Source organism: Bradyrhizobium sp. 6(2017), from assembly GCF_011058295.2.
GTDB classification, from domain to species: Bacteria; Pseudomonadota; Alphaproteobacteria; order Rhizobiales; family Xanthobacteraceae; genus Bradyrhizobium; species Bradyrhizobium septentrionale.
This window is the reverse complement of the sequence record NZ_CP049289.2, coordinates 6,544,533-6,567,925: the sequence shown is the minus strand read 5'-3', so window position 1 is coordinate 6,567,925 and position 23,393 is coordinate 6,544,533. Positions and strand designations below refer to the sequence as shown.

The 23,393-nt window shown below is 64.1% G+C and carries 33 protein-coding genes; 17 read left to right on the top strand and 16 right to left on the bottom strand.

What is annotated here, in order from left to right:
- Positions 1-13: 13 nt before the first annotated feature.
- A complete protein-coding gene (flbT, locus tag G6P99_RS31160) occupies positions 14-445 on the bottom strand; it encodes a flagellar biosynthesis repressor FlbT (protein ID WP_029085368.1) in 432 nt (143 codons plus the stop codon).
- A 369-nt stretch (positions 446-814) separates the two neighbouring features.
- Between flbT and G6P99_RS31155 the strand changes: the two genes are divergently transcribed.
- The 3 genes from G6P99_RS31155 to G6P99_RS31145 all read left to right on the top strand — a co-directional run bounded on the left by G6P99_RS31155 (position 815) and on the right by G6P99_RS31145 (position 2,944).
- The gene (locus G6P99_RS31155) at positions 815-1,984 is read left to right on the top strand and encodes a flagellin (protein ID WP_035978669.1); all 1,170 of its coding nucleotides are present in this window, start codon (positions 815-817) and stop codon (positions 1,982-1,984) included.
- Between the two features lie 204 nt (positions 1,985-2,188).
- Positions 2,189-2,554, top strand: a complete 366-nt coding sequence (flaF, locus tag G6P99_RS31150) for a flagellar biosynthesis regulator FlaF (protein ID WP_029085370.1) — start codon at positions 2,189-2,191, stop codon at positions 2,552-2,554.
- Between the two features lie 24 nt (positions 2,555-2,578).
- On the top strand, positions 2,579-2,944 hold the full coding sequence (locus G6P99_RS31145; RefSeq protein ID WP_029085371.1) for a hypothetical protein: 366 nt from the start codon (positions 2,579-2,581) through the stop codon (positions 2,942-2,944).
- 17 nt (positions 2,945-2,961) lie between these two features.
- On the opposite strand, the gene G6P99_RS31140 is transcribed toward G6P99_RS31145, so the two are convergent.
- From G6P99_RS31140 to G6P99_RS31125, 4 genes are all read right to left on the bottom strand, one after another.
- Positions 2,962-3,348, bottom strand: coding sequence for a hypothetical protein (locus G6P99_RS31140; RefSeq protein ID WP_029085372.1), 387 nt, complete (start codon positions 3,346-3,348; stop codon positions 2,962-2,964).
- A 156-nt stretch (positions 3,349-3,504) separates the two neighbouring features.
- Positions 3,505-4,002 (bottom strand): hypothetical protein, encoded by a 498-nt coding sequence (locus tag G6P99_RS31135; RefSeq protein WP_029085373.1) that lies wholly within the window; start codon positions 4,000-4,002, stop codon positions 3,505-3,507.
- 23 nt (positions 4,003-4,025) lie between these two features.
- Positions 4,026-4,382 (bottom strand): flagellar assembly peptidoglycan hydrolase FlgJ, encoded by a 357-nt coding sequence (gene flgJ, locus G6P99_RS31130; RefSeq protein WP_029085374.1) that lies wholly within the window; start codon positions 4,380-4,382, stop codon positions 4,026-4,028.
- Entirely contained in the window at positions 4,382-5,506 is a 1,125-nt protein-coding gene (locus G6P99_RS31125) for a flagellar basal body P-ring protein FlgI (protein ID WP_029085375.1), read from the bottom strand. The genes flgJ and G6P99_RS31125 overlap by 1 nt, the downstream gene beginning before the upstream one ends.
- 264 nt (positions 5,507-5,770) lie before the next feature.
- Between G6P99_RS31125 and G6P99_RS31120 the strand changes: the two genes are divergently transcribed.
- A complete protein-coding gene (locus G6P99_RS31120; protein ID WP_029085376.1) occupies positions 5,771-6,184 on the top strand; it encodes a flagellar assembly protein FliX in 414 nt (137 codons plus the stop codon).
- 66 nt (positions 6,185-6,250) lie between these two features.
- Here the strand turns inward: G6P99_RS31120 and G6P99_RS31115 are convergent, their stop codons facing one another.
- Positions 6,251-6,637 (bottom strand): winged helix-turn-helix transcriptional regulator, encoded by a 387-nt coding sequence (locus G6P99_RS31115; RefSeq protein WP_029085377.1) that lies wholly within the window; start codon positions 6,635-6,637, stop codon positions 6,251-6,253.
- A 103-nt stretch (positions 6,638-6,740) separates the two neighbouring features.
- On the opposite strand from G6P99_RS31115, the gene G6P99_RS31110 reads away from it, so the two are divergent.
- From G6P99_RS31110 to G6P99_RS31100, 3 genes are all read left to right on the top strand, one after another.
- Positions 6,741-7,352, top strand: coding sequence for an NAD(P)-dependent oxidoreductase (locus tag G6P99_RS31110; RefSeq protein WP_165124541.1), 612 nt, complete (start codon positions 6,741-6,743; stop codon positions 7,350-7,352).
- A gap of 222 nt (positions 7,353-7,574) precedes the next feature.
- A complete protein-coding gene (gene dksA, locus G6P99_RS31105; protein ID WP_170991616.1) occupies positions 7,575-7,940 on the top strand; it encodes an RNA polymerase-binding protein DksA in 366 nt (121 codons plus the stop codon).
- Between the two features lie 237 nt (positions 7,941-8,177).
- Positions 8,178-8,984: a hypothetical protein gene (locus tag G6P99_RS31100; RefSeq protein ID WP_051346868.1), complete on the top strand. Its 807-nt coding sequence runs from the start codon at positions 8,178-8,180 to the stop codon at positions 8,982-8,984.
- A gap of 105 nt (positions 8,985-9,089) precedes the next feature.
- Here G6P99_RS31100 and G6P99_RS31095 read toward each other — a convergent pair whose 3' ends face one another.
- Positions 9,090-9,500, bottom strand: coding sequence for a winged helix-turn-helix transcriptional regulator (locus tag G6P99_RS31095; protein ID WP_165129043.1), 411 nt, complete (start codon positions 9,498-9,500; stop codon positions 9,090-9,092).
- Positions 9,501-9,612: 112 nt separating this feature from the next.
- Between G6P99_RS31095 and G6P99_RS31090 the strand changes: the two genes are divergently transcribed.
- Together G6P99_RS31090 and G6P99_RS31085 are read left to right on the top strand one after the other, a co-directional pair.
- Positions 9,613-10,641, top strand: coding sequence for an SDR family oxidoreductase (locus tag G6P99_RS31090; protein ID WP_029085381.1), 1,029 nt, complete (start codon positions 9,613-9,615; stop codon positions 10,639-10,641).
- Positions 10,642-10,749: 108 nt separating this feature from the next.
- Positions 10,750-11,535, top strand: a complete 786-nt coding sequence (locus G6P99_RS31085; RefSeq protein WP_165124538.1) for a 2-keto-4-pentenoate hydratase — start codon at positions 10,750-10,752, stop codon at positions 11,533-11,535.
- A 228-nt stretch (positions 11,536-11,763) separates the two neighbouring features.
- Here the strand turns inward: G6P99_RS31085 and G6P99_RS31080 are convergent, their stop codons facing one another.
- Together G6P99_RS31080 and G6P99_RS31075 are read right to left on the bottom strand one after the other, a co-directional pair.
- A complete protein-coding gene (locus tag G6P99_RS31080; RefSeq protein WP_165124535.1) occupies positions 11,764-12,120 on the bottom strand; it encodes a ClpXP protease specificity-enhancing factor SspB in 357 nt (118 codons plus the stop codon).
- A 129-nt stretch (positions 12,121-12,249) separates the two neighbouring features.
- The gene (locus tag G6P99_RS31075) at positions 12,250-13,002 is read right to left on the bottom strand and encodes a carbonic anhydrase (RefSeq protein WP_029085383.1); all 753 of its coding nucleotides are present in this window, start codon (positions 13,000-13,002) and stop codon (positions 12,250-12,252) included.
- 1,053 nt (positions 13,003-14,055) lie between these two features.
- Between G6P99_RS31075 and G6P99_RS31070 the strand changes: the two genes are divergently transcribed.
- From G6P99_RS31070 to G6P99_RS31040, 7 genes are all read left to right on the top strand, one after another.
- Positions 14,056-14,331: a hypothetical protein gene (locus G6P99_RS31070; RefSeq protein ID WP_156929163.1), complete on the top strand. Its 276-nt coding sequence runs from the start codon at positions 14,056-14,058 to the stop codon at positions 14,329-14,331.
- A 14-nt stretch (positions 14,332-14,345) separates the two neighbouring features.
- The gene (locus tag G6P99_RS31065) at positions 14,346-15,191 is read left to right on the top strand and encodes a c-type cytochrome (RefSeq protein WP_035978648.1); all 846 of its coding nucleotides are present in this window, start codon (positions 14,346-14,348) and stop codon (positions 15,189-15,191) included.
- A gap of 299 nt (positions 15,192-15,490) precedes the next feature.
- A complete protein-coding gene (locus tag G6P99_RS31060; RefSeq protein ID WP_165124532.1) occupies positions 15,491-15,814 on the top strand; it encodes an ArsR/SmtB family transcription factor in 324 nt (107 codons plus the stop codon).
- A complete protein-coding gene (locus G6P99_RS31055) occupies positions 15,811-16,242 on the top strand; it encodes an SRPBCC family protein (RefSeq protein ID WP_029085386.1) in 432 nt (143 codons plus the stop codon). Before G6P99_RS31060 ends, G6P99_RS31055 begins: the two co-directional genes overlap by 4 nt.
- 34 nt (positions 16,243-16,276) lie before the next feature.
- A complete protein-coding gene (locus G6P99_RS31050) occupies positions 16,277-16,510 on the top strand; it encodes a hypothetical protein (protein ID WP_029085387.1) in 234 nt (77 codons plus the stop codon).
- 46 nt (positions 16,511-16,556) lie between these two features.
- A complete protein-coding gene (locus G6P99_RS31045) occupies positions 16,557-16,991 on the top strand; it encodes a DUF1801 domain-containing protein (protein ID WP_029085388.1) in 435 nt (144 codons plus the stop codon).
- Between the two features lie 41 nt (positions 16,992-17,032).
- A complete protein-coding gene (locus G6P99_RS31040) occupies positions 17,033-17,548 on the top strand; it encodes a GNAT family N-acetyltransferase (RefSeq protein WP_029085389.1) in 516 nt (171 codons plus the stop codon).
- Here G6P99_RS31040 and G6P99_RS31035 read toward each other — a convergent pair.
- From G6P99_RS31035 to flgF, 7 genes are all read right to left on the bottom strand, one after another.
- Positions 17,538-17,969 carry a hypothetical protein gene (locus G6P99_RS31035; RefSeq protein ID WP_029085390.1) on the bottom strand — a complete coding sequence of 144 codons (432 nt, stop codon included), beginning with the start codon at positions 17,967-17,969 and terminating at the stop codon, positions 17,538-17,540. The genes G6P99_RS31040 and G6P99_RS31035 overlap by 11 nt on opposite strands.
- Positions 17,970-17,978: 9 nt before the next feature.
- Positions 17,979-18,272: a hypothetical protein gene (locus G6P99_RS31030; protein WP_029085391.1), complete on the bottom strand. Its 294-nt coding sequence runs from the start codon at positions 18,270-18,272 to the stop codon at positions 17,979-17,981.
- A gap of 96 nt (positions 18,273-18,368) precedes the next feature.
- A complete protein-coding gene (locus G6P99_RS31025) occupies positions 18,369-18,803 on the bottom strand; it encodes a hypothetical protein (protein ID WP_035978650.1) in 435 nt (144 codons plus the stop codon).
- A 328-nt stretch (positions 18,804-19,131) separates the two neighbouring features.
- A complete protein-coding gene (flgH, locus tag G6P99_RS31020) occupies positions 19,132-19,884 on the bottom strand; it encodes a flagellar basal body L-ring protein FlgH (protein WP_029085393.1) in 753 nt (250 codons plus the stop codon).
- A gap of 5 nt (positions 19,885-19,889) precedes the next feature.
- A complete protein-coding gene (flgA, locus tag G6P99_RS31015) occupies positions 19,890-20,945 on the bottom strand; it encodes a flagellar basal body P-ring formation chaperone FlgA (RefSeq protein ID WP_029085394.1) in 1,056 nt (351 codons plus the stop codon).
- A gap of 2 nt (positions 20,946-20,947) precedes the next feature.
- Positions 20,948-21,736 carry a flagellar basal-body rod protein FlgG gene (gene flgG / locus G6P99_RS31010; RefSeq protein ID WP_029085395.1) on the bottom strand — a complete coding sequence of 263 codons (789 nt, stop codon included), beginning with the start codon at positions 21,734-21,736 and terminating at the stop codon, positions 20,948-20,950.
- Between the two features lie 16 nt (positions 21,737-21,752).
- Entirely contained in the window at positions 21,753-22,517 is a 765-nt protein-coding gene (gene flgF, locus G6P99_RS31005) for a flagellar basal-body rod protein FlgF (RefSeq protein WP_029085396.1), read from the bottom strand.
- A gap of 382 nt (positions 22,518-22,899) precedes the next feature.
- Here flgF and fliL point away from each other — a divergent pair, with 382 nt between their 5' ends.
- On the top strand, positions 22,900-23,388 hold the full coding sequence (gene fliL / locus G6P99_RS31000; protein ID WP_029085397.1) for a flagellar basal body-associated protein FliL: 489 nt from the start codon (positions 22,900-22,902) through the stop codon (positions 23,386-23,388).
- Positions 23,389-23,393 lie beyond the last annotated feature (5 nt).

Here is a 23,393-nt window from a genome sequence, read left to right as displayed (position 1 = left end):
GGTCAGGGGTTGTTTACGCGCTCTTGCGGGTGTCGTCCTGATTGGCGTTTTGCTGACTGCGCGCGCTTTCCAGCAGCTTCTCCTCGTGCGCGATCAGCTTCTTGGATTCCTTCAACGCGTGATAGAGGTCGCCGTTGAGGATGAAATTGTTGACACTTTCGATGAACGGCCAGGCGCTCGGCGTCGCGGTGATGATGTCGCGCACGAGGCTGAAATAGGTCGGGTGGTGCGCCATCGGGTCGGGCGACAGATACATCAGCTGCACGGCCAGATAGATCAGCTTCGCCGGCGTGTCCGCGGTCTCGGGCGTCAGGATATCCTTCTCGCGCAGGATCGGAATCCGATCACCGTCGATCAAAAGGCGGGCCCGCTGATCGGTGTTGGTGATCACGCAATTGCCGACGATGATGCGCTCGTTCGGTTTGAGTTCGACCTTCAGGGCCATGACCGTTCTCCTTTGCCGGCAGTCGCGCGATGTCGTCGTTAGCGGAACGAAATTGTGTTCGGCACTGCTTAGCAGTCGCCGATGCGGCTAGGTGCCGATGCGACAGCGATCCTTTCCCATGATGGTTAATGCTTGGTAAACAGAGGGCGGGCGCGGGTGTCGCCGCTCGTCCGGAATCGGCAATCCTCTCAGTAGTTTTCGCGGCGAACTTCGCCCAATAGCGACAATTTTATTCTTCGGCATTCGTCTCAAATGCCGTGTTGGAGATTTCTTTTTCCTTCGCGGCTTGACCGCAGGATCGGCTCATCCGCCCGATCAGAAAGGATTGGCGCGGGCTTTTCCTCAGTTTCACACCAGAAAGGTATGAAAATGTCCGATATCATTCTCTCCTCCTCCGTTCGTCAGAACCTCCTCTCCCTCCAGTCCACCGCCGATCTGCTCTCCACCACGCAGAACCGTCTTGCCACCGGCAAGAAGGTCAATACGGCGCTCGACAACCCGACCAACTTCTTCACCGCGCAGTCGCTCGACAACCGCGCCAGCGACATCAACAACCTGCTCGACGGCATCGGCAACGGTGTGCAGGTGCTGCAGGCTGCCAATACCGGCATCACCTCGCTGCAGAAGCTGGTCGATACCGCGAAGTCGATTGCCAACCAGGTGCTGCAGAGCCCGACCGGCTATACCACCAGGTCGCAGGTCACCTCCACCGCGGCGCTCGGCGGCACCTCCGCCAACCTCGTCGACGGTACCACCATCAAGAGCGGCGACGTTCTGTCGATCGCGGCGTCGGCCGGCCAGCCCGCTTTCACCTTCACCTTCGGGGCCAGCAACTCGCTGGCGCAGCTGAACTCGTCGCTGGCGGCGAGCAACCTGACGGCGACGCTCGACAGCTCCAACAAGCTCGTCATCTCCACGACCAACGACGCGGCGTCCTCGACGATCGGTGCGGTGACCTTCACCAACACCGGCGGCGGTACCGCGACGTTCAGCGCGGCCGGCACGGCTCCGGTTGCCGACTCGGCCTCGCAGTCGGCGCGCGCCGCCCTGGTGACGCAGTACAACAACACCATCGCGCAGATCACGACCACGGCGCAGGACGCCTCGTTCAACGGCATCAACCTGTTGAACGGCGACAGCCTGAAGCTGACCTTCAACGAGACCGGCAAGTCCACGCTCAGCATCACCGGCGTTACCTTCAATGCCGCCGGCCTCGGCCTGAACTCGCTGACCGCGGGCACCGACTTCCTCGACAACAACTCGGCGAACAAGGTGCTGACGGCGCTGGGCACGGCGAGCTCCTCGTTGCGCAGCGAAGCGTCGACGCTGGGTTCGAACCTGTCGATCGTGCAGATCCGTCAGGATTTCTCGAAGAACCTGATCAACGTGCTGCAGACCGGTTCGTCCAACCTGACGCTGGCCGACACCAATGAGGAAGCGGCCAACAGCCAGGCGCTGTCGACCCGCCAGTCGATTGCAGTCTCCGCGCTGGCGCTCGCCAACCAGAGCCAGCAGAGCGTGCTGCAGTTGCTCCGCTAAGCGTGACAAGCAGTCCGGGAACGGCGGGGGAAACCCCGCCGTTTTCTTTTGTCTCCGGGATATTACGGTATCTGTCTATGCCGTCAGAACGACGCATTTCGTAACGCCTGCTAACCATATTTAAAGGCGGCCGATGCATAAATATCAGGCGCTAGAATTGCGTCTCCGCGGCTCGAGAAATCCGCATCCCATCGAGGTCATTGAATGTCGAATGCAGCCCAGGCCTACGCTCGTACGTCCACGACGACGGCGTCCCCACGTGAAATCGAGGCGCAGGCGCTCCTGAAGGCGGCCCGGCAGTTGCAGGAAGTCCAGGCGAATTGGAACGGCCTCGACAAGGCGCTCGATCACGCGTTGCTGTTCAACCGCCGGCTGTGGTCGATCTTCCTCAGCGCGGCAGAGGGCGACGACAATCCGCAGCCGCTCGAGGTGCGTCAGAACATCGCCAACATCAGCGTGTTCGTGATGAAGCAGACCATCGACATTCAGATGAATCCGGACCCGGCGAAGCTGAAGTCGCTGATCGACATCAACTGCAACATCGCCGCCGGCCTGTCGGGCCGCGGCTGATCGACCGGCAGCGGAGCCCTCGGCATGGCCGACGTGTTGAGCATCCTGTCGGCCAACTACAAGGCCGCCGGCCTGACGGTGCCGTCGAAGACGCCCTATGTGGCCGTCGATCCGAACCTCTATGAGGGCAGCTGGAGCGGCAAATATGCCAACAACAAGTCGTTCAACATCTCGGTGTCGAACGTCGATGGCTTCCGCGCCAAGGTCCACTATCAGAGCGATGGCACCAGCAAGTATCAGGACGTGCTGATCAAGGACGGTGCCTTCAGGATCGGCGATACCAAGTTCTCGCTGGTGCAGCAGGGGACGGCGCTGATCGCCAATGTCGTCACCGACCCGGCGACCGGGTCGACCTATCTCGACAAGGCCTACGCCACCCAGCAGACCTGACGGGCGCCCGTCTGCGCTTATGCGCGGCGGTCGGTCGCGCGCGCCCGCGTCGGCGCATCCTTGCTGAGATCGAGCGCGTGGAAATAGGCGCGGCGGCGCAATACAGCTTCTTCCGGAAACTGTCTCACCACCAGGTTGGTGCGATTGTCGACCACCTGGTAGACCACGGCGCGGGCGTCGCGGTCGATGATGACCTGGTCGGTGACCGACGGCGCCTGATTTGCAATCGATGCGTTGACGGCGCTGGGATCGATCGTGACGCGCACGCTCGGCTCCGGAGCGGCGACGCTCTGGCTCGCCGGCAGTTCGGTCTTGACCGCCTTCTGCGCCGCATCGCTCACGGGAGTGATCATCGGCGCCGCGACCGGTGCCCCCACCGGCTTGATGTTGAAATCTGTACTCATGGCAGCCTCGTAGTGCACAGGCACTAGTTTGCTTGAGTCAAATCCCAACCCCTCACGATCCGCAACTCTACGGGGAACCTCTCAATAGGGTGTTAGAAAACACGCTGAATGTCGCGCTGCCGCGGCCGCGTTGAATTGAGCTAAATTGCAAGCGAGTCAGAGCGTGCGGCTGACCGCGATCGGCGTCATGTTGCGCGGGCCCGGCGTGGCGCGCTGTCCGCTTGCGGTGTAGGTGTTCGGGATGTTGCGGCGCTGCACCTCGGCATTGACGCCGCGCACGATCCCTTCGGAGACGGCGTGCGCGGTCGCAAGCACCGTCAAGTTGACTTGGAGCATGGCGCGGAACGTCTCGTGATGACGCCGCAGCGTCGCGAGCAGTTCGGGATCGGTCTGCGACAGCATCTTCTGCATCGATTTCAGATGCTCCACCGCGAGCATGTAGCGCCGCGACAGCTCGGATTTCTGCGCCTCGAGCCGCATGCCTTCGCGAATCTTGCCGGCGCGGACGAATTCGGTCTCCTGCTCGATGACCGCGAGCAAGCCGCTCATCACTTCCGTCAGCTCGTTGGCGAGCCGTGCGACGTCCGGAGGCGTCGAGGTCGCCGGGCGCGCGGCGGGGGCGGGCGCCGGTCGCTGCGGGGGACGCTGGTTCATCGGCGCTTCTCCTTGGGACCGTATCAGCTCTTGTTCGCCTGCTGCAGGATCAGCGAGCGGAACACCTCGTTGGAAATCCCGACGCCGCCGGCCTTGGCGAAATTCTTCGAATATTCGTCGGTCAGCATCGACCGCCACGCGCCGGTGCCGACGGTGTCGCCGTACGGGCCGTCGCCCTTCAGGCCGGTCGTCATCTGCGAGAACATCGAATTCAGGAACATCGATTCGAAATCGGTCGCGGTCGCCTTCGCCTTGGTGAGTTGCTGCGGCGTGACCTTCTTCATCGCGTCCTGCAGCACGGGATCGGGGCGGCCGTTGAACATCGGCATCAACGCCTTGTTCGGCATGCTGCCCGTGGTGCTGTTGATCAGGCTCGCCATCACATCACCTCGATGTCGGCTTCGATGGCGCCGGCGGCCTTGATCGCCTGCAGGATGCTGATTAGGTCGCGCGGTCCGATGCCGAGGCCGTTGAGGCCGTCGACGAGCTGCTGCAGCGACACGCCGTCCTTGACGACGGCGAACTTCTTGCCGTCCTCGCTGACGCCGACGCTGGTGCGCGGCGTCACCACGGTTCGGCCGCGCGACAGCGGATTGGGTTGGCTGACCTGGGGGCTTTCGGAGATCGAGACGGTGAGGTTGCCTTGCGCCACCGCAACGGTCGCGACGCGGACGTCGCGGCCCATCACGATGACGCCGGAGCGTTCGTCGATCACGATCTTCGCCGCGAGATCGGGGTCGACCTGCAGCTGCTCGATTTCGGTCAGGAAGGCGACCACGTTGCCCTTGAACTCCGGCGGGATCGAGAGCTGTACGGTCGAGGGGTCGATCGGCTCGGCGGTCTTGACGCCGAGATAGTCGTTGACCGCGGCGGCGATGCGCTTGGCGGTGGTGAAGTCGGCGTTGCGCAGCGCGAGGCGGACATTGGGCAGGCGGTTGAGCGCGAACTCGATCTCGCGCTCGATGATGGCGCCGTTGGCGATGCGGCCGACGGTCGGCACGCCGCGGACGACGCTGGCCGCGGCGCCTTCGGCCGCGAAGCCTGCGACCGCCACCGATCCCTGCGCCACAGCATAGACGTTGCCATCGGCGCCGAGCAGGGGCGTGACGAGCAGGGTGCCACCCTGCAGGTTTTTGGAGTCGCCGAGCGCGGAGACGGTGACGTCCATCCGCGTGCCCTGGGTGCCGAATGCCGGCAGATTGCCGGTGACCATCACGGCGGCGACGTTGCCGGTGCGGATGGTGGCGCCGCGGATGTTGACGCCCATACGCTCGAGCATCGCCTGCAGCGACTGCTTGGTGAAGGGGATGTTGTTCAGCGTGTCGCCGGTGCCGTTGAGGCCGACCACGAGGCCGTAGCCGATCAGCTGGTTCTGGCGCACGCCCTCGATGTTGGCGAGATCCTTGATCCGCGACGTCGCGGCCACAGGCCCGGCGGACGCCGCCAGCGCCAGCAGCGCCGCGCAGGCCATCCCGAATAAACGTGCGATCCGGATGCCAGGCATCCCAAACTCCCCTCAGACCTTACTCGCGGATCACGCGACACTCCCATGACGGCGATCCGCTATTAACCATGCGAGTGGCGTGCCACATCGCTTCGGCGGTACAATGTATTGATATATTTATCGAAATTGTCAGCGCGCCATTCGCCACCGGTGCGCCAGGGCGCGCGAAACTGCCGTGTGGCGGCAGAAATTGCCGGGTCGTTTACGCGCCGTTAACCATAAAACGGCGATGCTTGCGGCATTCAGGCCTGCGGGATCACCACGATGCGCATCTACGGACCGAACGGCACCACGCTTGGCACGTCGACCAGCTCCACGCGGCGGACCTCGTCGAGCGGCTTCTCGCTGCCGGACGCGACGACCGCGCAGGAGGAGGTCCGCTCCACCGCGGCACCGAAGGCCGCCGCCAGCCTCGATGCGCTGCTCGCGCTGCAGGGCGTCGAAGACCCGACCGAACGCCGCAAGCGCTCGGTGGCCCGCGGCAAGGGGGCGCTCGACGTGCTCGACGCGCTCAAGCTCGGACTGCTGTCCGGCAATTTCGATCCCTCCACCGTGAGCCAGCTGCGCAGCGCGGCGGCGAACCTGAAGGAATCCTCCGGCGATCCCGGCCTCGATGCCGTGCTCGGCGAGATCGAGCTGCGCGTCGAGGTCGAACTCGCCAAGGCCGGGCAGTACTAGGCTCCTCCCGATCAACTCATCGCAACTGACGTCTCAAGTCGCTGGTGCCTCACGCCGCCACTGCCTTCAGGCCGCCAGTGCCTTGCGCTGCGTATCGTAGCGGCGTTGCGCGGCCAGCACCTCCTTCAGATTCTGTTCGGCCCAATCGCGCAGCGGATCGACCGCTTCGGCGAGCGTCGATCCGAGCGGCGTGATCGAATATTCCACGGTGACCGGAACGGTCGCGATCGCACGGCGGCGCAGCAGGCCGTCGCGCTCCAGGCTTTTCAGCACCTGCGACAGCATCTTCTGCGAGATGCCCTCGATGGCGCGGCGGAGCTGGTTGAACCGCATCGGCTCGCTGCGCAGCAGCAACAGGATCAGCACCGCCCATTTGTCGCCGACCCGGTCGAGGATCTGGCGCGTCGGGCAATTGGCGGCATAGGCGTCCGGCTTCAGGCTGGCGGCTTTCATCGGGTTACTCCGGCGTAATCAGGTGAGACAAGAGTGCCTTCTTCACACCTACATCCATTTCGCTATCTAGTCACCATTGGAAACCATCAATCGGAGACTTGAGATGAAGATCGCCATCGCCGGCGCGTCCGGCCAGGCCGGCTCGCGCATCACGGCGGAACTCGCCCGCCGCGGCCACGCCGTCACCGCCATCGCCCGCAACCCGGAGAAGATCGCCGATCTGCCCGGTGTCACCGCCAAGAAGGGCGACGTGAACGACGAGGCCGCCCTGGCCGCGCTGTGGGTCGGCCACGATGCCGCAATCAGTTCCGTCCACTTCTCGGTCAGCGACCCCGCCAAGCTGATCGGGGCGGCCAAGGCCTCCGGGACTGGTCGCTATCTCGTGGTCGGCGGCGCCGGCAGCCTCGAAGTGGCCCCCGGCGTCCGCCTGGTGACCACCCCGACCTTCCCGGCCCAGTACAAGGCCGAAGCCTCGAAGGGGGCCGAGTTCCTTGATCTGCTGCGCCGCGAAAAGGACCTGAACTGGACCTTCCTGTCGCCCTCGGCCCTGTTCGTGGCGGGCGAGCGGACCGGCAAGTTCCGCCTCGGCGCCGACCAGCTCCTGACCGCCGCGGACGGAAAAAGCTGGATCTCGTTCGAGGATTTCGCAGTTGCACTCGCCGACGAAACCGAGCGTCCGGCCCATATCCGCAGGCGTTTCACGGTCGGTTATTGAGAGCGCGGGAGAGGGCGCAGGGCGGCCCCCAGGCAGGGCGGATAAGTTTGCCTGTGCAAGGCCTTGGGGGCAGCCCGCCTTTCATGGTTGCAGATATTGTCTGTCACATGTCGTGGCTATATAAGGCGCCGCGCGGAGGGGTTTTGTTCCCTCCGCCTGACAGGGACATGGCTGCCTTTGGAAAAGCTGAAGAACTACCGGCCGACTGAAAAAGAGCCTTTCATGAATGAGCGGCAGCGCGACTATTTCCGCGCCAAGCTGCTGGCCTGGAAGGATGAGATCCTCCGCGAATCGAAGGTCACGCTGCAGACGTTGCAGGAAGAGAACGTCAATCACCCCGACCTCGCGGACCGAGCGTCCTCGGAAACCGACCGCGCGATCGAACTTCGTGCCCGCGACCGTCAGCGCAAGCTGATCTCCAAGATCGACGCGGCGCTCCAGCGCATCGAAGACAACACCTACGGCTATTGCGAAGAGACCGGTGAACCGATCTCGTTGAAGCGGCTCGAAGCCCGCCCGATCGCGACGCTGTCGGTGGAGGCGCAGGAACGCCACGAGAAGCGCGAGAAGGTCTATCGCGACGAATAGTGGCGGCTGATCGCCACGGATTGATCCCGGTGCGCACCGGTTGTAGGTTCGCGCCGCCATGATGACACGTACTCTCAACATCGCCTCGGTCTTCTTCCTGGGCTGATCCCGCTTCCACGAGGAAGCGCTGATCGCCCCGGCAAGATCTGCTTGGCCGGGTTCCAGTGAATCGAATGAGCCGGTCAGGTTCCGCGCATCGCGGAGCAGCGATGGCTGGCGACAGTTTGAGAGACAATCATGATTCATCGAGACGACGCGCGTCCGCTTGACGGCGCGCAGATTGAGCAATTCATCGAACAGGGCTTTGTCCGGATCGACAATGCCTTTCCCCGCGAACTCGCTGATGCCGGACGCGCCATCATGTGGCGCGACCTGCCATGCCGTGAGCACGATCCCTCGACCTGGACGCATCCGGTGGTGCGGCTGCCCGGCTATGGCGAGGAACCGTTCCGGCAGGCGATCAACACGCCGGTGCTGCATCGGGCATTCGACCAGATTGCCGGCCCCGGCCGCTGGTCTCCGCGCCACAACATCGGGACCTTTCCGGTGCGGTTTCCGCATCCGGACGATCCCGGTGATGCCGGCTGGCATATCGACGTCAGCTTTCCCGGCGACGATTGCGACCCGAGCGAGCGCAGCGACTTCTCCGCCTGGCGGGCCAACATCGTGTCGCGCGGCCGGGCGCTCCTGATGCTGTTCCTGTTCTCCGACGTCGGCGAGCACGACGCGCCGACCCGGATCAGGGTCGGATCGCACCTGCCGATGGCGCGCCATCTTGCGCCGGCCGGCGAGGCAGGACGTGCGCGCATGGTGCTCGACGAGATGGGCGCCGATTGCGAGGTCGCACTCGCGACAGGCGAGGCGGGGACGGTCTATCTGTGCCATCCCTTCCTCGTGCACGCCGCGCAGATGCATCGAGGAACGAGGCCGCGCTTCATGGCCCAGCCGGCGCTCGGCGCCGGCGAGTCGTATCGGCTCGCGCGTGACGACGGCGCGTATTCGCCGGTCGAGATCGCGATCCGGCGCGCGCTCGGTTTGGGGTGAAGTGCGATGGCCGTTTGGTGAAGCGGCCGCGCCACGCGCTGGCTCCACCTCCCCCGCAAGCGGGAGAGGGGGCCGAGTCCCGGTGCCGATGCAATCGGTCCTCACTCAGCCAATTCCAACTCCAAGCTGCGTCTCGCCTGCTACGGCGCTTCGTCGGGCGCCGAATGTCTTCGACCACGCCAGCAATTCGCGGAAGGCCGGGGTCAGGCTCCAGGCCGAATCCGTCAGCTCGTATGCGACCTGCAGCGGCTTCTCGGTGAGCACCTTGCGCGCGATCAGCCCGTCGCGCTCGAGCTCGCGCAGCTGTGCGGTCAGCATATGCTGGGTGATCGGCGCGAGCGCGCGGCGCAGCGCGCCGAACCGCACGCCGCCATTCATCAGCGTGAACAGGATCTCGAGCTTCCACTTGCCGCTGAGCGCGTGGATCGCGTGCTTGAACTCGAGCAGCAAGGCGGGGTCGGTCGGGCAACTCTCGCAGTCACCGCCGTCACACAGATCGCTGGTATTGTTTTCCATACCGGTCTCGATTTTCATTCTACTTGCCCGAACAGAGATAGTGACCAGATGCGGTCTGTGCAGGGTGAGCGGCGCGACGTCGGACCCGCTGAACCATGGAGAGGGCGAGGGCATGAGCACGGTTTTGGTCACGGGCGGAACGGGCTTCATCGGCGCGCATACGGTCCTGCAGCTGCTTGCCGCCGGGCACGCGGTGCGCACCACGCTGCGCAATCCGGATCGCAGCAAGGACGTGATCGCGATGCTGCGCGAGGGCGGTGCTGCCACGCCCGACCAGGTCGGCTTCGTCACCGCCGATCTCTTGCGCGACGACGGCTGGCGCGAGGCGGCTTCGGGTTGCGATTACGTGCTCCATGTCGCATCGCCGCTCGGCGCCCAAGTGCCCGAGGACGAGAACGAGCTGATCGTTCCGGCACGTGAAGGAACGTTGCGGGTGTTGCGCGCGGCGCGCGAGGCCGGCGTCAAGCGCGTCGTCATCACATCGTCGTTTGCCGCGGTCGGCTATGGCCATCCGCCGCAGGCGGCGCCGTTCGACGAGACCGTCTGGTCCAATCTCGATGGTCCTGATGTGCAGGCCTATCCCAAATCCAAGACGCTGGCCGAGCGCGCCGCCTGGGATTTCATCGCACGCGAAGGCAATGGCCTCGAGCTTGCCGTGGTCAATCCCACCGCGGTGTTCGGCCCGGCGCTGGGGCCCGACTTTTCCGAGTCGATCGGCATCATCAAGGCGCTGCTCGACGGCGCGATGCCGGCGGTGCCGCGGATCCATTTCGGGCTCGTCGACGTGCGCGATGTCGCCGACCTGCATCTGCGCGCCATGACCTCGCCCAAGGCCAGGGGCGAGCGCTTCCTGGCGGTCGCCGGCGAGACCCTGTCGGTGCTTGCCGTTGCCCGCCTGCTGCGCGAAAAACTCGGCAGCAAGGCGCGGCGTGTGCCCCGGTTCCAGGCGCCGGACTTGATGATGCGGCTCGCCGCACGGCGCAATCCGCTGGCCCGCGCAGCCTTGCCGTTGCTGGGCAAGGTGCGGCGTTCCACCAGCGCCAAGGCGCAGAACCTGCTCGGCTGGCGCCCGCGCGGCAATGAGGAGATGATTGTGGCGACCGCCGAGAGCTTGATCAGGCTCGGTTTGGTCAAGGCCTGACGGCAGCTCACGTCCAGCGTGCTTGCCAGATGCGTCGGCGAGTGCTGAATTGCTGTGAGCAGACAGGGGCGCCACGGCGCCGCCGAGAACATCAGGGAGGCTGCGCAGATGGACCGGGTCGTCGCGGCCGCAAAGGCGATCGCCGCCGCGCGCCGCAATCGCGCGCCGCTGAAGGCGCTCGCCAAGGACGTCGTGCCGCGCGACGAGGCCGAAGGCTACGAGGTGCAGCGCGCGCTGCACGATTTGCTGCTGGAACAGGTCGGCAGCCTGGTCGGCTACAAGATCGGCTGCACCAGCGCAGTGATGCAGGAGTACATCAACATCCCGCACCCCTGCGGCGGCGGGGTGTTCGAGAAGGTCGTGCATGACAGCGGCGTGCAGCTGCCGGCGGCCGATTTCGTCCATGTCGGCGTCGAGTGCGAGATCGCCGTGCGGCTCGCGCGCAGTCTCGCTCCCGGCGAAGCGCCGTTCACCGCCGAATGGGTCGCGGAAGCGATCGAGGCCTACCATCCCGCGATCGAGATCGTCGACGACCGCTACGTCAAATGGGAGACGCTGGGCGCGCCGACGCTGATCGCCGACGACTTCTTCGCCGCCGGCTGCGTGCTCGGGGAAGCGGTGCCGCGCATCACCGTGCCTGATCTGCGCAAGGTCACCGGGCGCGCGCTCATCAACGGCAAGGAGGAGGGGCGCGGCACCGGCGCCGACGTGCTCGGCCATCCCCACAATGCGCTCGCCTGGCTCGCCAATCATCTCGCCGCCGAAGGCCGCGGCCTGCATGCCGGCCAGATCGTGCTGACCGGCAGCCTGGTCAAGACAATATGGCTGAAGGCCGGCGATGCGGTCGTGATGGAGCTCGAGGGGCTCGGCAAGGTGGAAGCGACGTTCACCTGAGGGGACGTTCCAGGCAGGGTTGTCGTCCCTGCCTAGTGCGCGATTGCGCACGGGAGCAGGGACCCATACTCCGCGGCCCGTGTATTGAACGGGATTCGTCGTTCCAGCAATGCGCAACAAACAGCATTCGTGGTTATGGGTCCCTGCTTTCGCGGGGACGACACTGAGAGTGCGGAACGACCTCCGCCTGACTTTTCGATGCTCGCCATATCGAATGGTCGCCATTCCCTAGGGGTGACCGCTCGCACATGTCTGAACCGAACCGTCCCACACGGCCCTGACCGCCTCGAACGGCACGGTCAGCCGCGCATATTTGCGCTTGAACCAGACCCCGACCTCGAAGCCGTCATCCTTCACCACCAGGCGATCGAACTCGTGTTGCAGGATGATCGTGATCTCCTCGGGGTATTGCTCGATCACGGCGGCAGGCAGTTTCACGCCGCTGGCCCCGGTTGCGAAGGTGATGTTGACCGGCCGGTCCTCCGCAGCATGGCGGAGCGATGCGGCCATCTCGATTCGCTTCGGCGCGGTGTTGCAGGGTTCAGCGCCGGCGCGCCCGGTGAACGAGGCCGCCAGCAGCAGCACCAAAGCAATCTTTCTGCACCCGATCCTTCGCTGCCCAATCCCTCGGGGCCCAATCCTTCGCTGCCCGTGCCACATCCGGCCTCTCCATGTCGCTCGCATGGTTTCAGTGGCCGGAGTCTGCGCCGAGGTTCACGTCGCCGGTCGTTTCGCGTCCGTGACCAGCTCCACCTTGCCGTTGGCCAGCCGATAGACCGCGCCGACGATCCTGAGCTTGCCCTGATCGACCGCGGCGCTGAGGATCGGCGTCGCCGATTTGAGCTTCGCGACATTGTCGATGACGTTCTGCGTGATGGCGTTGGCGAGCCGGTCGCCGGGCTTGCCTTCGGTCGCCTTTACGGCCGGCGCGAGCGCATTGACCAGCGAGGGCAGATGGCCGGGCAGGGTGGTGTTGTCCTTCAGCGACTTGATGGTGGCGTCGACTGCCCCGCAGGCGTCATGGCCGAGCACCATGAACAGCGGCACGTTGAGCACCGCCGCCGCATATTCGAGGCTTGCGATCATCTCATCGCTGGCGAAATTGCCGGCGACGCGGCAGACGAACAGATCGCCGCGGCCGGTGTCGAAAGCGTACTCCGGCGCGATGCGGGAGTCCGCGCAGCTCAGGACGCCGGCGAACGGATTCTGTCCGCCGGCCAGCGCCTCGCGCTCGTGCTTGAAATCATGCCGCCGCGAGACGCCCTCGATATAACGGAGATTGCCCTTCACCAGCCGGTCCAGCGCCGCGTCCGGCGACAGCACGTTCTGCGGCTTCGGCGGCGGCTTCGTCTCCTTGGCGGAGACCTGCGGCACAAGGGCGAGGCTGGCTGCGCTGCCCGCCGCGACAGCGAGGAAGCGGCGCCGTGAGGTCTGGGTGGGAAGAGTGACGTCGCAGAGCTGGCACATCAAGGATCTCCGTGAACAAGGACTGCATCCGCGCAATGGTTGTAGGTCATGCGCAGCGCCATCGCAACGGGCTCGCATGTCGCGCCAGATACACCACCGTCGTCCGGTGATAGCCGGGACCCATACGCCGCAGCAGATGTAGTGAACGGGACTCGTCGTTCCAGCAACGTGCGACAATTACCACTCGTGGTAATGGGTCCCGGCCTTCGCCGGGACGACGATGAGGATGGTTCTCGATTCAACCTGTCTTGTTCGGTGTCATCGCCCGGCTCGACCGGCCGGGCGATCCAGTATTCCAGAGACGCCAGTGCTTGAGCCGAGAGGCCGCGGCGTACTGGATCGCCCGGTCGAGCCGGGCGATGACAGTGTGGGTGGGGACGCAGCTTTGCGTTCTCGCGACGTGAATCGTCCGAGCTTTGCTGTTCGTTATGCCCTCTCTTCTTGCAGAGGGCGCAGGGAAAGCCGGGTGCCGATCGCACCCATGGGCCCCGAGCAAAAGGTAGAAAGCTCGGGGGTAGGACCACAGGTGTAACCGGAAACACTCCGGCTTTCCCTGCGCGATGGTTTACGGCTTACTTCGTGCTCTCCCCGGCGAGACTGGGCTTGCTTGTCACCGCCTTTGCAAGACGCAATTGCGTCTCACAAGAGGACACCGGCCGCTAGGGCGTCAGGACCACACGACTTCACCGTCCGCCTTGCGTGCCCTCGTCAGTGCCACGCTCGGCGTCCACCGCATCTCGACCCGCGTTCGTGACGATTGCGAAGCGCCCCTCGATCGGGTGAGACCGGCGAACCATACATCAAATTATCTTTCCGATAAACCGAAATATTTTTGCTGCGGGGGCTTGCGCCGTCGGGCAACTCAGTGGCAGCCGCCATCCTCTCATCATTCCGGGACAGTTTCAGCGGTTCGCGTGAATGCACGCTTGATGACAGGCTCGGGCTCGGAAACCATTCATCCGCGAGATGCGCGGCCCGATGGATTCCGGGTTCTCGCGGAGCCTGTCATCGGGCCGCGCTCTGCGCGGACCCGTTGGCGAGCCCGGAGTGACGATGGAAGTGTTTCCGGATCGAAACGCATCGCATCGTTTTGATTCGAAGACCCGTCTTCTCACCGCAGTGAAATCTGATAGCTTCGTGCAGCTGGCCCTCGGTCCTGCCAAAAGAAGGCTGGCGATCGTACCATCGATCCGCGCGCGGCATTTTCGAGCGCACCAGATACGTAGTTTTTGCGCCGGCTTTCGCAGTGTCGACAGCGGCGCGCACATTTCGCTGACGTACTTTTTGAATCCAGAAATCGATCAGTGCTCGATCAACATATTTAATTGATTGGAGGCGTCGTCATGATCCGCAGCGGATCGTTAGCGCTCGTTATCGGTGCGATATTGATCAGCCCGCTGAGCGCGGAATCGGACTTGGTCGCGCGGGGTGATTATCTGGTCAATGGCATCCTGACCTGTGGCAACTGCCATACGCCGAAGGGGCCATCAGGCGAGATCACGGATAAGGCATTTTCCGGCGGCGCGTCATGGGACGAGCCACCTTTCAAGGTCACCGCCTCGAACATCACGCAGGACAAGGAAACCGGTATCGGCAATTACACCGACGCCGAGCTCAGGCAACTCCTGCGCAAGGGCATCAAGCGCAACGGCGCACGGGTCGCCATGATCATGCCAAGCGGCTTCTACGAGATTATGACCGAGCGCGATCTCGATGCGGTGATCGCTTATCTGCGCACGATCAAGCCGGTCAAGAATGCGGTGCCGGACCCGATCTACAGGATGGTGCAACGACATTCCGTCCCCCCGGGCGGTGATAGCGCGTACACCGAGGCGATGTTGGGCGACAAGGTGCAGCAAGGGTTCTACCTCACCACGATCGCGCACTGCATGGAGTGCCACACGCCGATGGGGCCGCAAGGGCGAGAATTTGCAACCAGGCTGGGCGCTGGTGGCGGCAAGTTTCCGGGACCTTGGGGTGTATCGGTTTCGAGGAACATCAGCTCCAGCAAGACGAACGGCATTGGCGGCTGGACCGACGACGAGATCAAACGCGCCATCACCCAGGGCGTCAGCAAGGATGGCAGCAAGCTCAATCCGCCGATGGGTTTCCACTACTACGCCACCGTGTCAGCTGCCGATCTCGATGCCATCGTCGCCTATTTGCGTACGGTGCCGCCGAAAGAGTAGTCCGAAAGTCTCTTGGGCCTTGCCCTTGCGAGACGGTCTGTTGTTGGCCGAGCCCAACAACACGGATTGGCGCGGCCGCATTCGGCAGGCTTGACGGATCTTACCGACTTGCTCCAGCGGGCAAATCGGCTCCGGCAAATAACCCACGGGCTATGAAAGGCCGAAGCGATCATTCCTCGGAATCGAGCTGCAAAAGCCTTACCAGACCGTTCTCATCGCAATGCGCAAGTTTCTCGTTGACATATCCATAGCTGACCGGTTATGTATTAATCCATAGCCAGAAGGTTATGGATCGCAAAATGTCAGACGCCCACGACGCGCTGTTTCGAACCCTCGCAGACCCGACCCGCCGCGCGCTCTTCGAGCGCCTGTGCCGCGAGGGCGAGCAGACCGTCGGCGCGCTGACGGCCCGCGCGAAAATCTCGCAGCCGGCGGTGTCGAAACATCTCGGCGTGCTGAAACAGGCCGGGCTGGTGCGCGATCGCCATGAAGGAAGGCAGACGCATTACAGCGCGCAGCTTGGCGCACTGGCGCCGCTGATCGACTGGACCAGCCAGATGGCGGGCTTCTGGCAGAACCGGTTCGACCACCTCGAAGATCTGCTCAAAAGGATGGACCAATGAACAAGGCCACCGCTGAAACGCGCTCCGCAATCGTCGAGCGCGAATTTCCCCATGCGCCGGAAAAGCTCTGGCGCGCGCTGACCCAACCGCATCTGATCGAGGAGTGGCTGATGAAGAACGACTTCAAGCCCGAGGTCGGGCACAGCTTCAATCTGCGCGGAGAGTGGGGCGGCGTGCTGGACTGCAAGGTGCTCGCCGTCGAGCCGCACAAGACGCTGTCCTACACCTGGAATTTCGCGCATGCGGATGCCGCCTACAATCTCGAGAGCGTGGTGGTGTTCACGCTGACGCCGACGGCGAAGGGCACCCATCTGCGCGTCGAGCAGTCCGGCTTCCAGCCACATCAGAAGCAGGCCTATGGCGGCGCCCATGCCGGGTGGAAGCAGTTCCTGGAAAATCTCGATCAGCTGATGGCGCGGCCGGAGTGAGCCCCGCACAACACCTATCAAACAGGAGGTCACATTGAACTGGAACAACTGGATCAGGCAAATTCACCGCTGGCTTTCGATTGCCTTCACGGTCGCCGTCATCATCAACATCATGGCCATGGTGCAGCAGCAGCAAGCCGTGTGGATCGGCCTGCTGGCGCTGTTCCCGCTGATCTTCATGCTGCTCAGCGGCCTCTATCTGTTCGCGTTGCCCTATCTGGCGCCGCGGCGCGACCACGGGGGATCGACCAGTGCATCGCAAGTATGATTGCATGGTGTGATTGCATGAGGCGGGCGAGGAACACGAGGCAGACATGACGGCATCGGACCGTATCGACCGGATGATCGAGGATCTCACCGACTGGCGCGGCAAGACGCTGGCCAGCCTGCGCAAGAGCATCCTCGCCGCCGACCCCGGCATCATCGAGGAGTGGAAGTGGATGGGCAGCCCGGTGTGGTCGCGTGACGGCATCATTGCGGTCGGCAACGCGCACAAGGGGAAGGTGAAGCTCACCTTCATGTACGGCGCGCAGCTGCCGGACCCCGACAGAGTGTTCAACACCGGCTTCGAGGGCAATGTGCGGCGCGCGATCGACCTGTTCGAGGGCGACAAGATCAACGACCGCGCATTCAAGGCCCTGATCCGCGCCGCGATCGAGCTCAACCAGGCCAAATCGAAGAAGCCGGCCAAGAAAGCTGCGAAGAAGGCTGCGGCGGGTGCCCGCGCGGCCGCGAAGAAAAAGGCGTGAGTTGCGATCGTGCGTTGGCCCGCTGACTCGATCGAGCTGAGATGATCAGGACCAGGCTCGCCACGTCGTCGGACGCGGAAGCCGTCTCCGCGCTGCTGACAGCCAACAGCGGTGACCGGGGCGGCATGCTGCTCGGGCAATGGCCGCGCGATGCGATCGAGACGCACATTGCAAGCGGGCAATCGATCGTCATCGCGATCGACGAAGCGGGCAGGCTGCTCGGCGCGCTCCTGACGTCGGAGAAGGGGTTTGACGAGGCTCCGCCGGTGCAGGCCATGCTGCAGGCCTGGCCGGGGCGTCCAGATGCCTATGTGTATGGTCCCGTATGCATCTCGCAGGACGCGCGCGGCCTTGGAGTCCTGGAGGCGTTGTACGCGAGGCTGCAGGCAAATTTTCCCGGCCGTGAGGCGATCCTTTTCATCAGGGACGACAATCCGCGCTCGCTCAAGGCGCATCTGCGGCTCGGCATGCGCGAGGTCGCGCGGTACGACTTCAACGGCAAGGTCTTTGTTGTCTTGAGCGACAGGCCCGAGGGGAGCGGCCAGATCAAGGGATAGTCCGTGGCTCAACTGTATCGGCAAGCCGCCTCGCGTCGCGGACAACCGGATAGATCCCGGCGCAGGTCAGCACGCCGAACAGGATTGCGCCAAATGTCCGCGTGAAGTCCGCCGACTGCAAAATCACGGCCATGACCGCGATGCCGAAGCCCGTCGAGAGCATGGTGAAGAACAGATAGGACCACAGGAATTGAATTGCCTGCTGATCGGCGGCTTTGCCGGCGGCCAGCCGGCGAACCTCGCGCCGCGTCCAGAACAAGTCGGAGATGACGGGAATTAGGACGAGAATCGTGACTGCGAAGGAGAGGCCATCGAAGCGCTTGATCGAGCTTGCAAGGCACAGGCCGAACACAAAGGCGCCGACCGCGCCGCAGCAAGCATGCGCGAGCAGCTTCATGACCGTGATCGGCCGAGCGTTCATTGCAGGCGGTCACGCCTTCGTATGCACGATCACCGGACCCGCAACCGCGGTGGCCTGGCCGATCAGCAATGGACCGAGATTGTCATCGATCCAGGCCAGCGCGCGGCGGTTGGCCTCCTCGGCGCCGGCGTAATTGTTGAACACGCTGATCGCGGTGACCGTGTCGTCGCCGGCATAGACCACGTAATAGGCCATGAAGCCTTCGACGTCGCTGATGATCGGAATAGCGCCTTCCTTGATCCGGCGCGCGAGTTCTTCGGCGCTACCAGTCTTCGCCTTGGCGTGACGGATGGCGGCATACATGCGGTCCTCCTTCCGGCTGCATCGATCGGGCTGCGCTTCGCGCATGCGCAATGCTACGCCTGATGGGGCGGCGACGCCATCGACATTGCGGACGGGTCAGCTGAAACGCCTGGTCACGACCGTCGTGCGGCGGTCGGGGAGTTTTGGCAGTCTCGCGACATCCGCGCGTGTTGTCGTGGCTTTTGGGCCGGGGGTGGGCTCCGGCTCGTGCTGCTGCAGAAACAGCGTGGCCTCGAACAGTACGCCGGGGGCCTGCTTGGCGGTGCCCGAGCACACCGCCCGGTTGCCGTTGAACGAGCCGGTCAGTTGCGCCTCGACCTCGTCGCAGCCGAACACCGTGGTGAACGGGCCGTCGGCATATCTGTGCGTCGTCAGGATCGCGGTGAAGCGGTCCTCCTCGAGCTGATAGCTACCGCCATAGGTGAACATGGCGTCGCCACCCGAGATCCTGCCATTTGTGAGCTGGACTATTCCGGTGCCTTCGCCGCGCGGCGTCCGGAACCACGCCGCATACCGACCGTCTCTTTGCATGACTGTCATACAAATAGAAAACCCTGCGTTGTTGCCTAGCTACGTTGCAATCGCTCGAACTTCCACTGCGCGCTGCTGCGACGGTTAACGAACCGAGAAAGCCATCGTGTGAGTTTCAGAAAGCGGTATCCGACTGGTGCACGCCGATCGCGCGAGCGCACGCTACCGGTCACAAAATGCCACGGCCCTCGCCAGGGGAGCTAGCGAGGGCCGTGTTGGTACACCGCGCCGCGCCTAGGTTCGCGACGAGATGTGGGAGCTGGTGAAGACTCTTAGTTGGGCATGATCCCTTTCCGAAAACTGGTTCCCACTTTTCGGGATCATGCCACTAGAAGGGCAGCAGCACGTCGAGGACCTGCTGACCGTAACGCGGCTGCTGCACATCGGTGATCTGGCCGCGGCCGCCATAAGCGATGCGGGCCTGGGCGATCTTCGAGGAGTCGATGGTGTTGTCGCTCTGGATGTCCTCCGGGCGCACGATCCCGGCCACGATCAGCTCGCGGATTTCGTAGTTGACGCGGATCTCCTGCTTGCCTTCGACCACCAGGTTGCCGTTCGGCAGCAGCTGGGTGACGACAGCGGCGACGTTGGTCTGCAGCGCTTCCTGGCGGTTGACCGAGCCCTTGCCGTCGCTCGAGGCCGTGGAGTCGGCGGTCAGGATGCGGCCGGGCAGGATCTTGTTCGGCTGCGTGATGGTCTGCGAGCCCAGGAAGTTGGTGACCCCGGAGTCTTCGGAATTGGTGCGGCTGCGCTGGGTTTCGTTGGCGATTGCGGCCTTGTCGGTGATGTTCACCATGACGGTCAGGATGTCGCCGACCCGCGCGGCGCGCTGGTCTTTGAAGAAGGCGCGGGAGCCGCTGCGCCACAGCGAGTTCGGGCTGTAGGAAGCGACCTCGGGCTTCGGCATCGGCATCTGCACCGGCTTGTAGCCGGGCTGCGTCGTCGGGTTCTCGATCTCCGTCAGCTTCGGCTTTTCACCGATCTGGGAGAGACGGTCGATCGACGAGCAACCGCTGGCGATCGCTCCGAGTGCGAACAGCGCACCGGCCAGGACGAGGCGGTTGATACGGTACTGGGGCATGAACTTTACTCGGCGTTTGGTGCGACTGAACTCAGCTTGACGGAGGCGGAATTTGGATCGGTGGCGTCGGCGGCCGGCGCGGCGCGCGGGGTCGCGACCGAGATCGAGACCTCGCCGCGGCCGGTGACGACGCCGGAGACGGCGCGCTTGGACTGCAGGTTCATCACGTTGACGACGTCGCCCTCGGCGCCGCCGTCGATCGCCTTGCCGCGGATCGTGAGGTAGAGACCGGAGGTGCGGTAGATCAGCGTGACGTTCTGGTCGCGGGTGACCAGATCGGGCTTCACCAGGTCGGCGACGCGCAGGGCCTGGCCAGCGCGGAGCTGGCGGCGGACCTGCATGCCGATGGTGCTGTCGCGCACCGCCGCGTCGTTGCCGATTTCGGCCTTCGGACGGCGCTCGATCAGCACGTCGGAGGCCTTCAGCAGCTCGCCGCGCTCGACATTGCGCACCAGCACGGCGGCGTCGATCGTCTCGATCGCGGTGCCGGTGAGGCGTAGCTTGTACGGCGCCGTCCCGGCGTCGTTGCTGATCTCGAAGGTCACGTCGAAACGCGTCGAGCGCGCGTCGTAGCGCACGCCGATCGGCTGCATCGCGCCCGTATTGGTCGCCTCGAGGCGAATGTCGCCGGGATCGCGGTCGAAGGTCAGCGCGATATTGCCGGCCCGGCCGAGGCCGTGGCGGCCCTCGAGCACGCGCGCGACCTGCTGCTCGATTTCCTTGTTGTCGATGGTGCGCGCCAGCCGCGTGACCGTGATCTCCTTCAGCTCGCGGGTGTCGACGCCGATCACCTGGTGGCTGCGCAGCACGTTCAGCACCTGGGCGACCGGCAGCGTGCCTGTCGTGCCGAGGTCAGGTGCGCGGTAGATCGCGATGCTGCCGGCGCTGCCGGCATTGTCGATGAGGTCGCCGACCCGCACGATGTCGTCCGCGACCGTGATGCTGGCGCGCAGCGTCGGCACCGCGATGGTCTCGCTGCGGCCTTGCGCGGCTGATGGTGCCACGGTGAGCGCGAGGAGCGCGGCTGCGATCAGAAGTGAGCGGGCGATCATCGACATCATCCTCAGCGGAACAGGTTGGAGGTCGACTGCATCATCTGGTCGGCCGCGGAGACCACCTTCGAGTTCATCTCATAGGCGCGTTGCGCGGCGATCAGGTCGGAGATTTCCGAGACCACCTCGACATTGGCCTGTTCGAGGTTGCTCTGCTGCATGTCGCCATAGCCGTCGGTGTTGGCGATGCCGTCCTGCGGCTGGCCGGAGGCCGGCGTTTCCTGGAACAAATTGTCGCCGATCGGCATCAGCCCGGCCTTGTTGATGAAGCGGGTCAGGCCGATCTGGCCGACATTGGTCGACGCGGTCTGGCCCGGCAGCGTCACCGAGACCTGGCCCTGCGCATTGATGGTGAGGCCGGAGGCGTTCTGCGGGATCGTGATGGTCGGCTGCAACAGGTTGCCCTGCGCGTTGACGATGCGGCCCTGGTTGTCCATCTGGAACGAGCCGTCGCGGGTGTAAGTGAAGGTGCCGTCCGGCATCAGGATCTTGAAGAAGCCTTCGCCGCGGATCGCGATGTCGAGATCGTTGCCGGTCGGCGACAGCGTGCCCTGGGTCATCATCCGCGGCGTGCCGACGGTCTTGACGCCGCCGCCGAGGTCGATGCCCATCGGCATGATGGTGTTCTGGTCGGAGGCCTGCGCGCCGACCCGGCGCACATGGTCGTAGATCAGGTCCTGGAACGCGGCGCGCTGCTTCTTGTAGCCGGTGGTGCGCAGGTTCGCGATGTTGTTGGAGATCACCTGAACGCTGAGTTCCTGTGCCGCCATTCCGGTCGCAGCTGTATAAAGTGCGCGCATCGGTCAATCCCCCGGATCAGTTCGGCACGTCGGCGAGCTTCTCGATCGCCGACTTGTGCAGGTCGCTCTGCTGTTGAAGCAGCGAGGCGATTTGGGTGTAGGTCCGCGTGATCTCGATCATGCGGCTCATCTCGACGACGGAATTGACGTTCGACTTCTCGATGAAGCCCTGGCGGAGCTGCGCCTTGGTGTCGGGCAGCGGCTGCGTGCCCTCGCCGGGCGCGTAGAGGTTGGAGCCTTCCTTGAGCAGGCGCTGGGCCTGCGCGAACGAGACCAGGCGCAGCTTGCCGCGCACCGAGTCGAGGCGGGACGTGCCCTCCTGCACGGTGATATTGCCGTCGGCGCCGATGTTGACGTCGTGGTCGGTCTGCTGGAACGTGATCGGGCCGGCGTTGCCGAGCACCTGATAGCCCGAGGCGGTGACGAGCTGGCCGCGGCCGTTGATCTGCAGATTGCCTTCGCGGGTGTAGCGCTCGCCGGCCGGGGTCTGCACCACCAGGAAGGCGTTGCCGTCGATCGCGACGTCGAGCGGGTTCTTGGTCTCTTCGGTCGGCCCCTGCGAGAAGTCGTGGAAGGTCGCGCGGTCCTGCACGAAGGAGACGCGGCGGTCGGAGGACGCGAAATTGTCCTCATGCGCGTTCGAGGACAGATATTCCTGGAACAGCGACCGGTCGGCCTTGTAGCCGTTGGTGTTCATGTTCGCGATGTTGTTGGAAACGACATCCATCTGCCGTTCCAGCACCATCTGCTTCGATAGTCCGACCAGAAGCGTATTCTGCATCGGTGGTTCTCCCCTGTGAGGTGATCCGATGCAGAGGTTCTCCCAAACCTTCACGCCGGACCGTCGGTAACCATTGGGTTCTCCCAAACCCGCTCGTTACGACGTCCTCTCAGCGAAAGCCGTGCCAACTTGAAATATTCAGGTATTTTAATAGCTTAGGTGTTTTGCCGGGGGTCGCGCGGGGCGGCAGAAAGGTCTTGTTGACCATGTTTGCCCGGCAGTTTTTTCCTAGTGGATGGTAAATCCTAAGCTTCCGTTAACCATTATGACCCTAGCGTCGCCTTCATTGGGGCGCGTGTGCGCTGGCGGCATTTGTATCGCGTCTTCAGGCCAAAGCTGGGGCAAATCGCGTTCGCATCCTTCAGAGTGAAGCGAGCGGACGATGGCGGACGAGGAAAAGACGGATAGCGGCGAGGGCGCGGCCGCTCCGAAGAAGGGCAAGCTCAAGCTGATCATTGCCGTCGCAGGCTTCCTCGTCGTGCTCGGCGCGGGCGCCGGCGGATGGTTTGTCTTCATGCGCGGCCACGGCGAGGAGCAGCACGCCGAGGCGCCGCCGCCGAAGCCGCCGAGCTTCATCGACGTGCCGGACATGCTGGTCAATCTGGTCGGCGCGCCCGGCGAGCGCGTGCAATATCTCAAGCTGAAGCTCGTGCTCGAGGTCAAGGAAGAGAAGCAGGCCGAGGCGATCAAGCCGGCGCTGCCGCGCGTCACCGACCTGTTCCAGACCTATATGCGCGAGCTGCGCCCGAGCGATCTCAACGGCTCGGCCGGCCTGTTCCGCCTCAAGGAGGAGCTGACCAAGCGGGTCAATCTCGCACTCACCCCCAATCAGGTGAACGCGGTGCTGTTCAAGGAAGTCGTGATCCAGTGACGGGG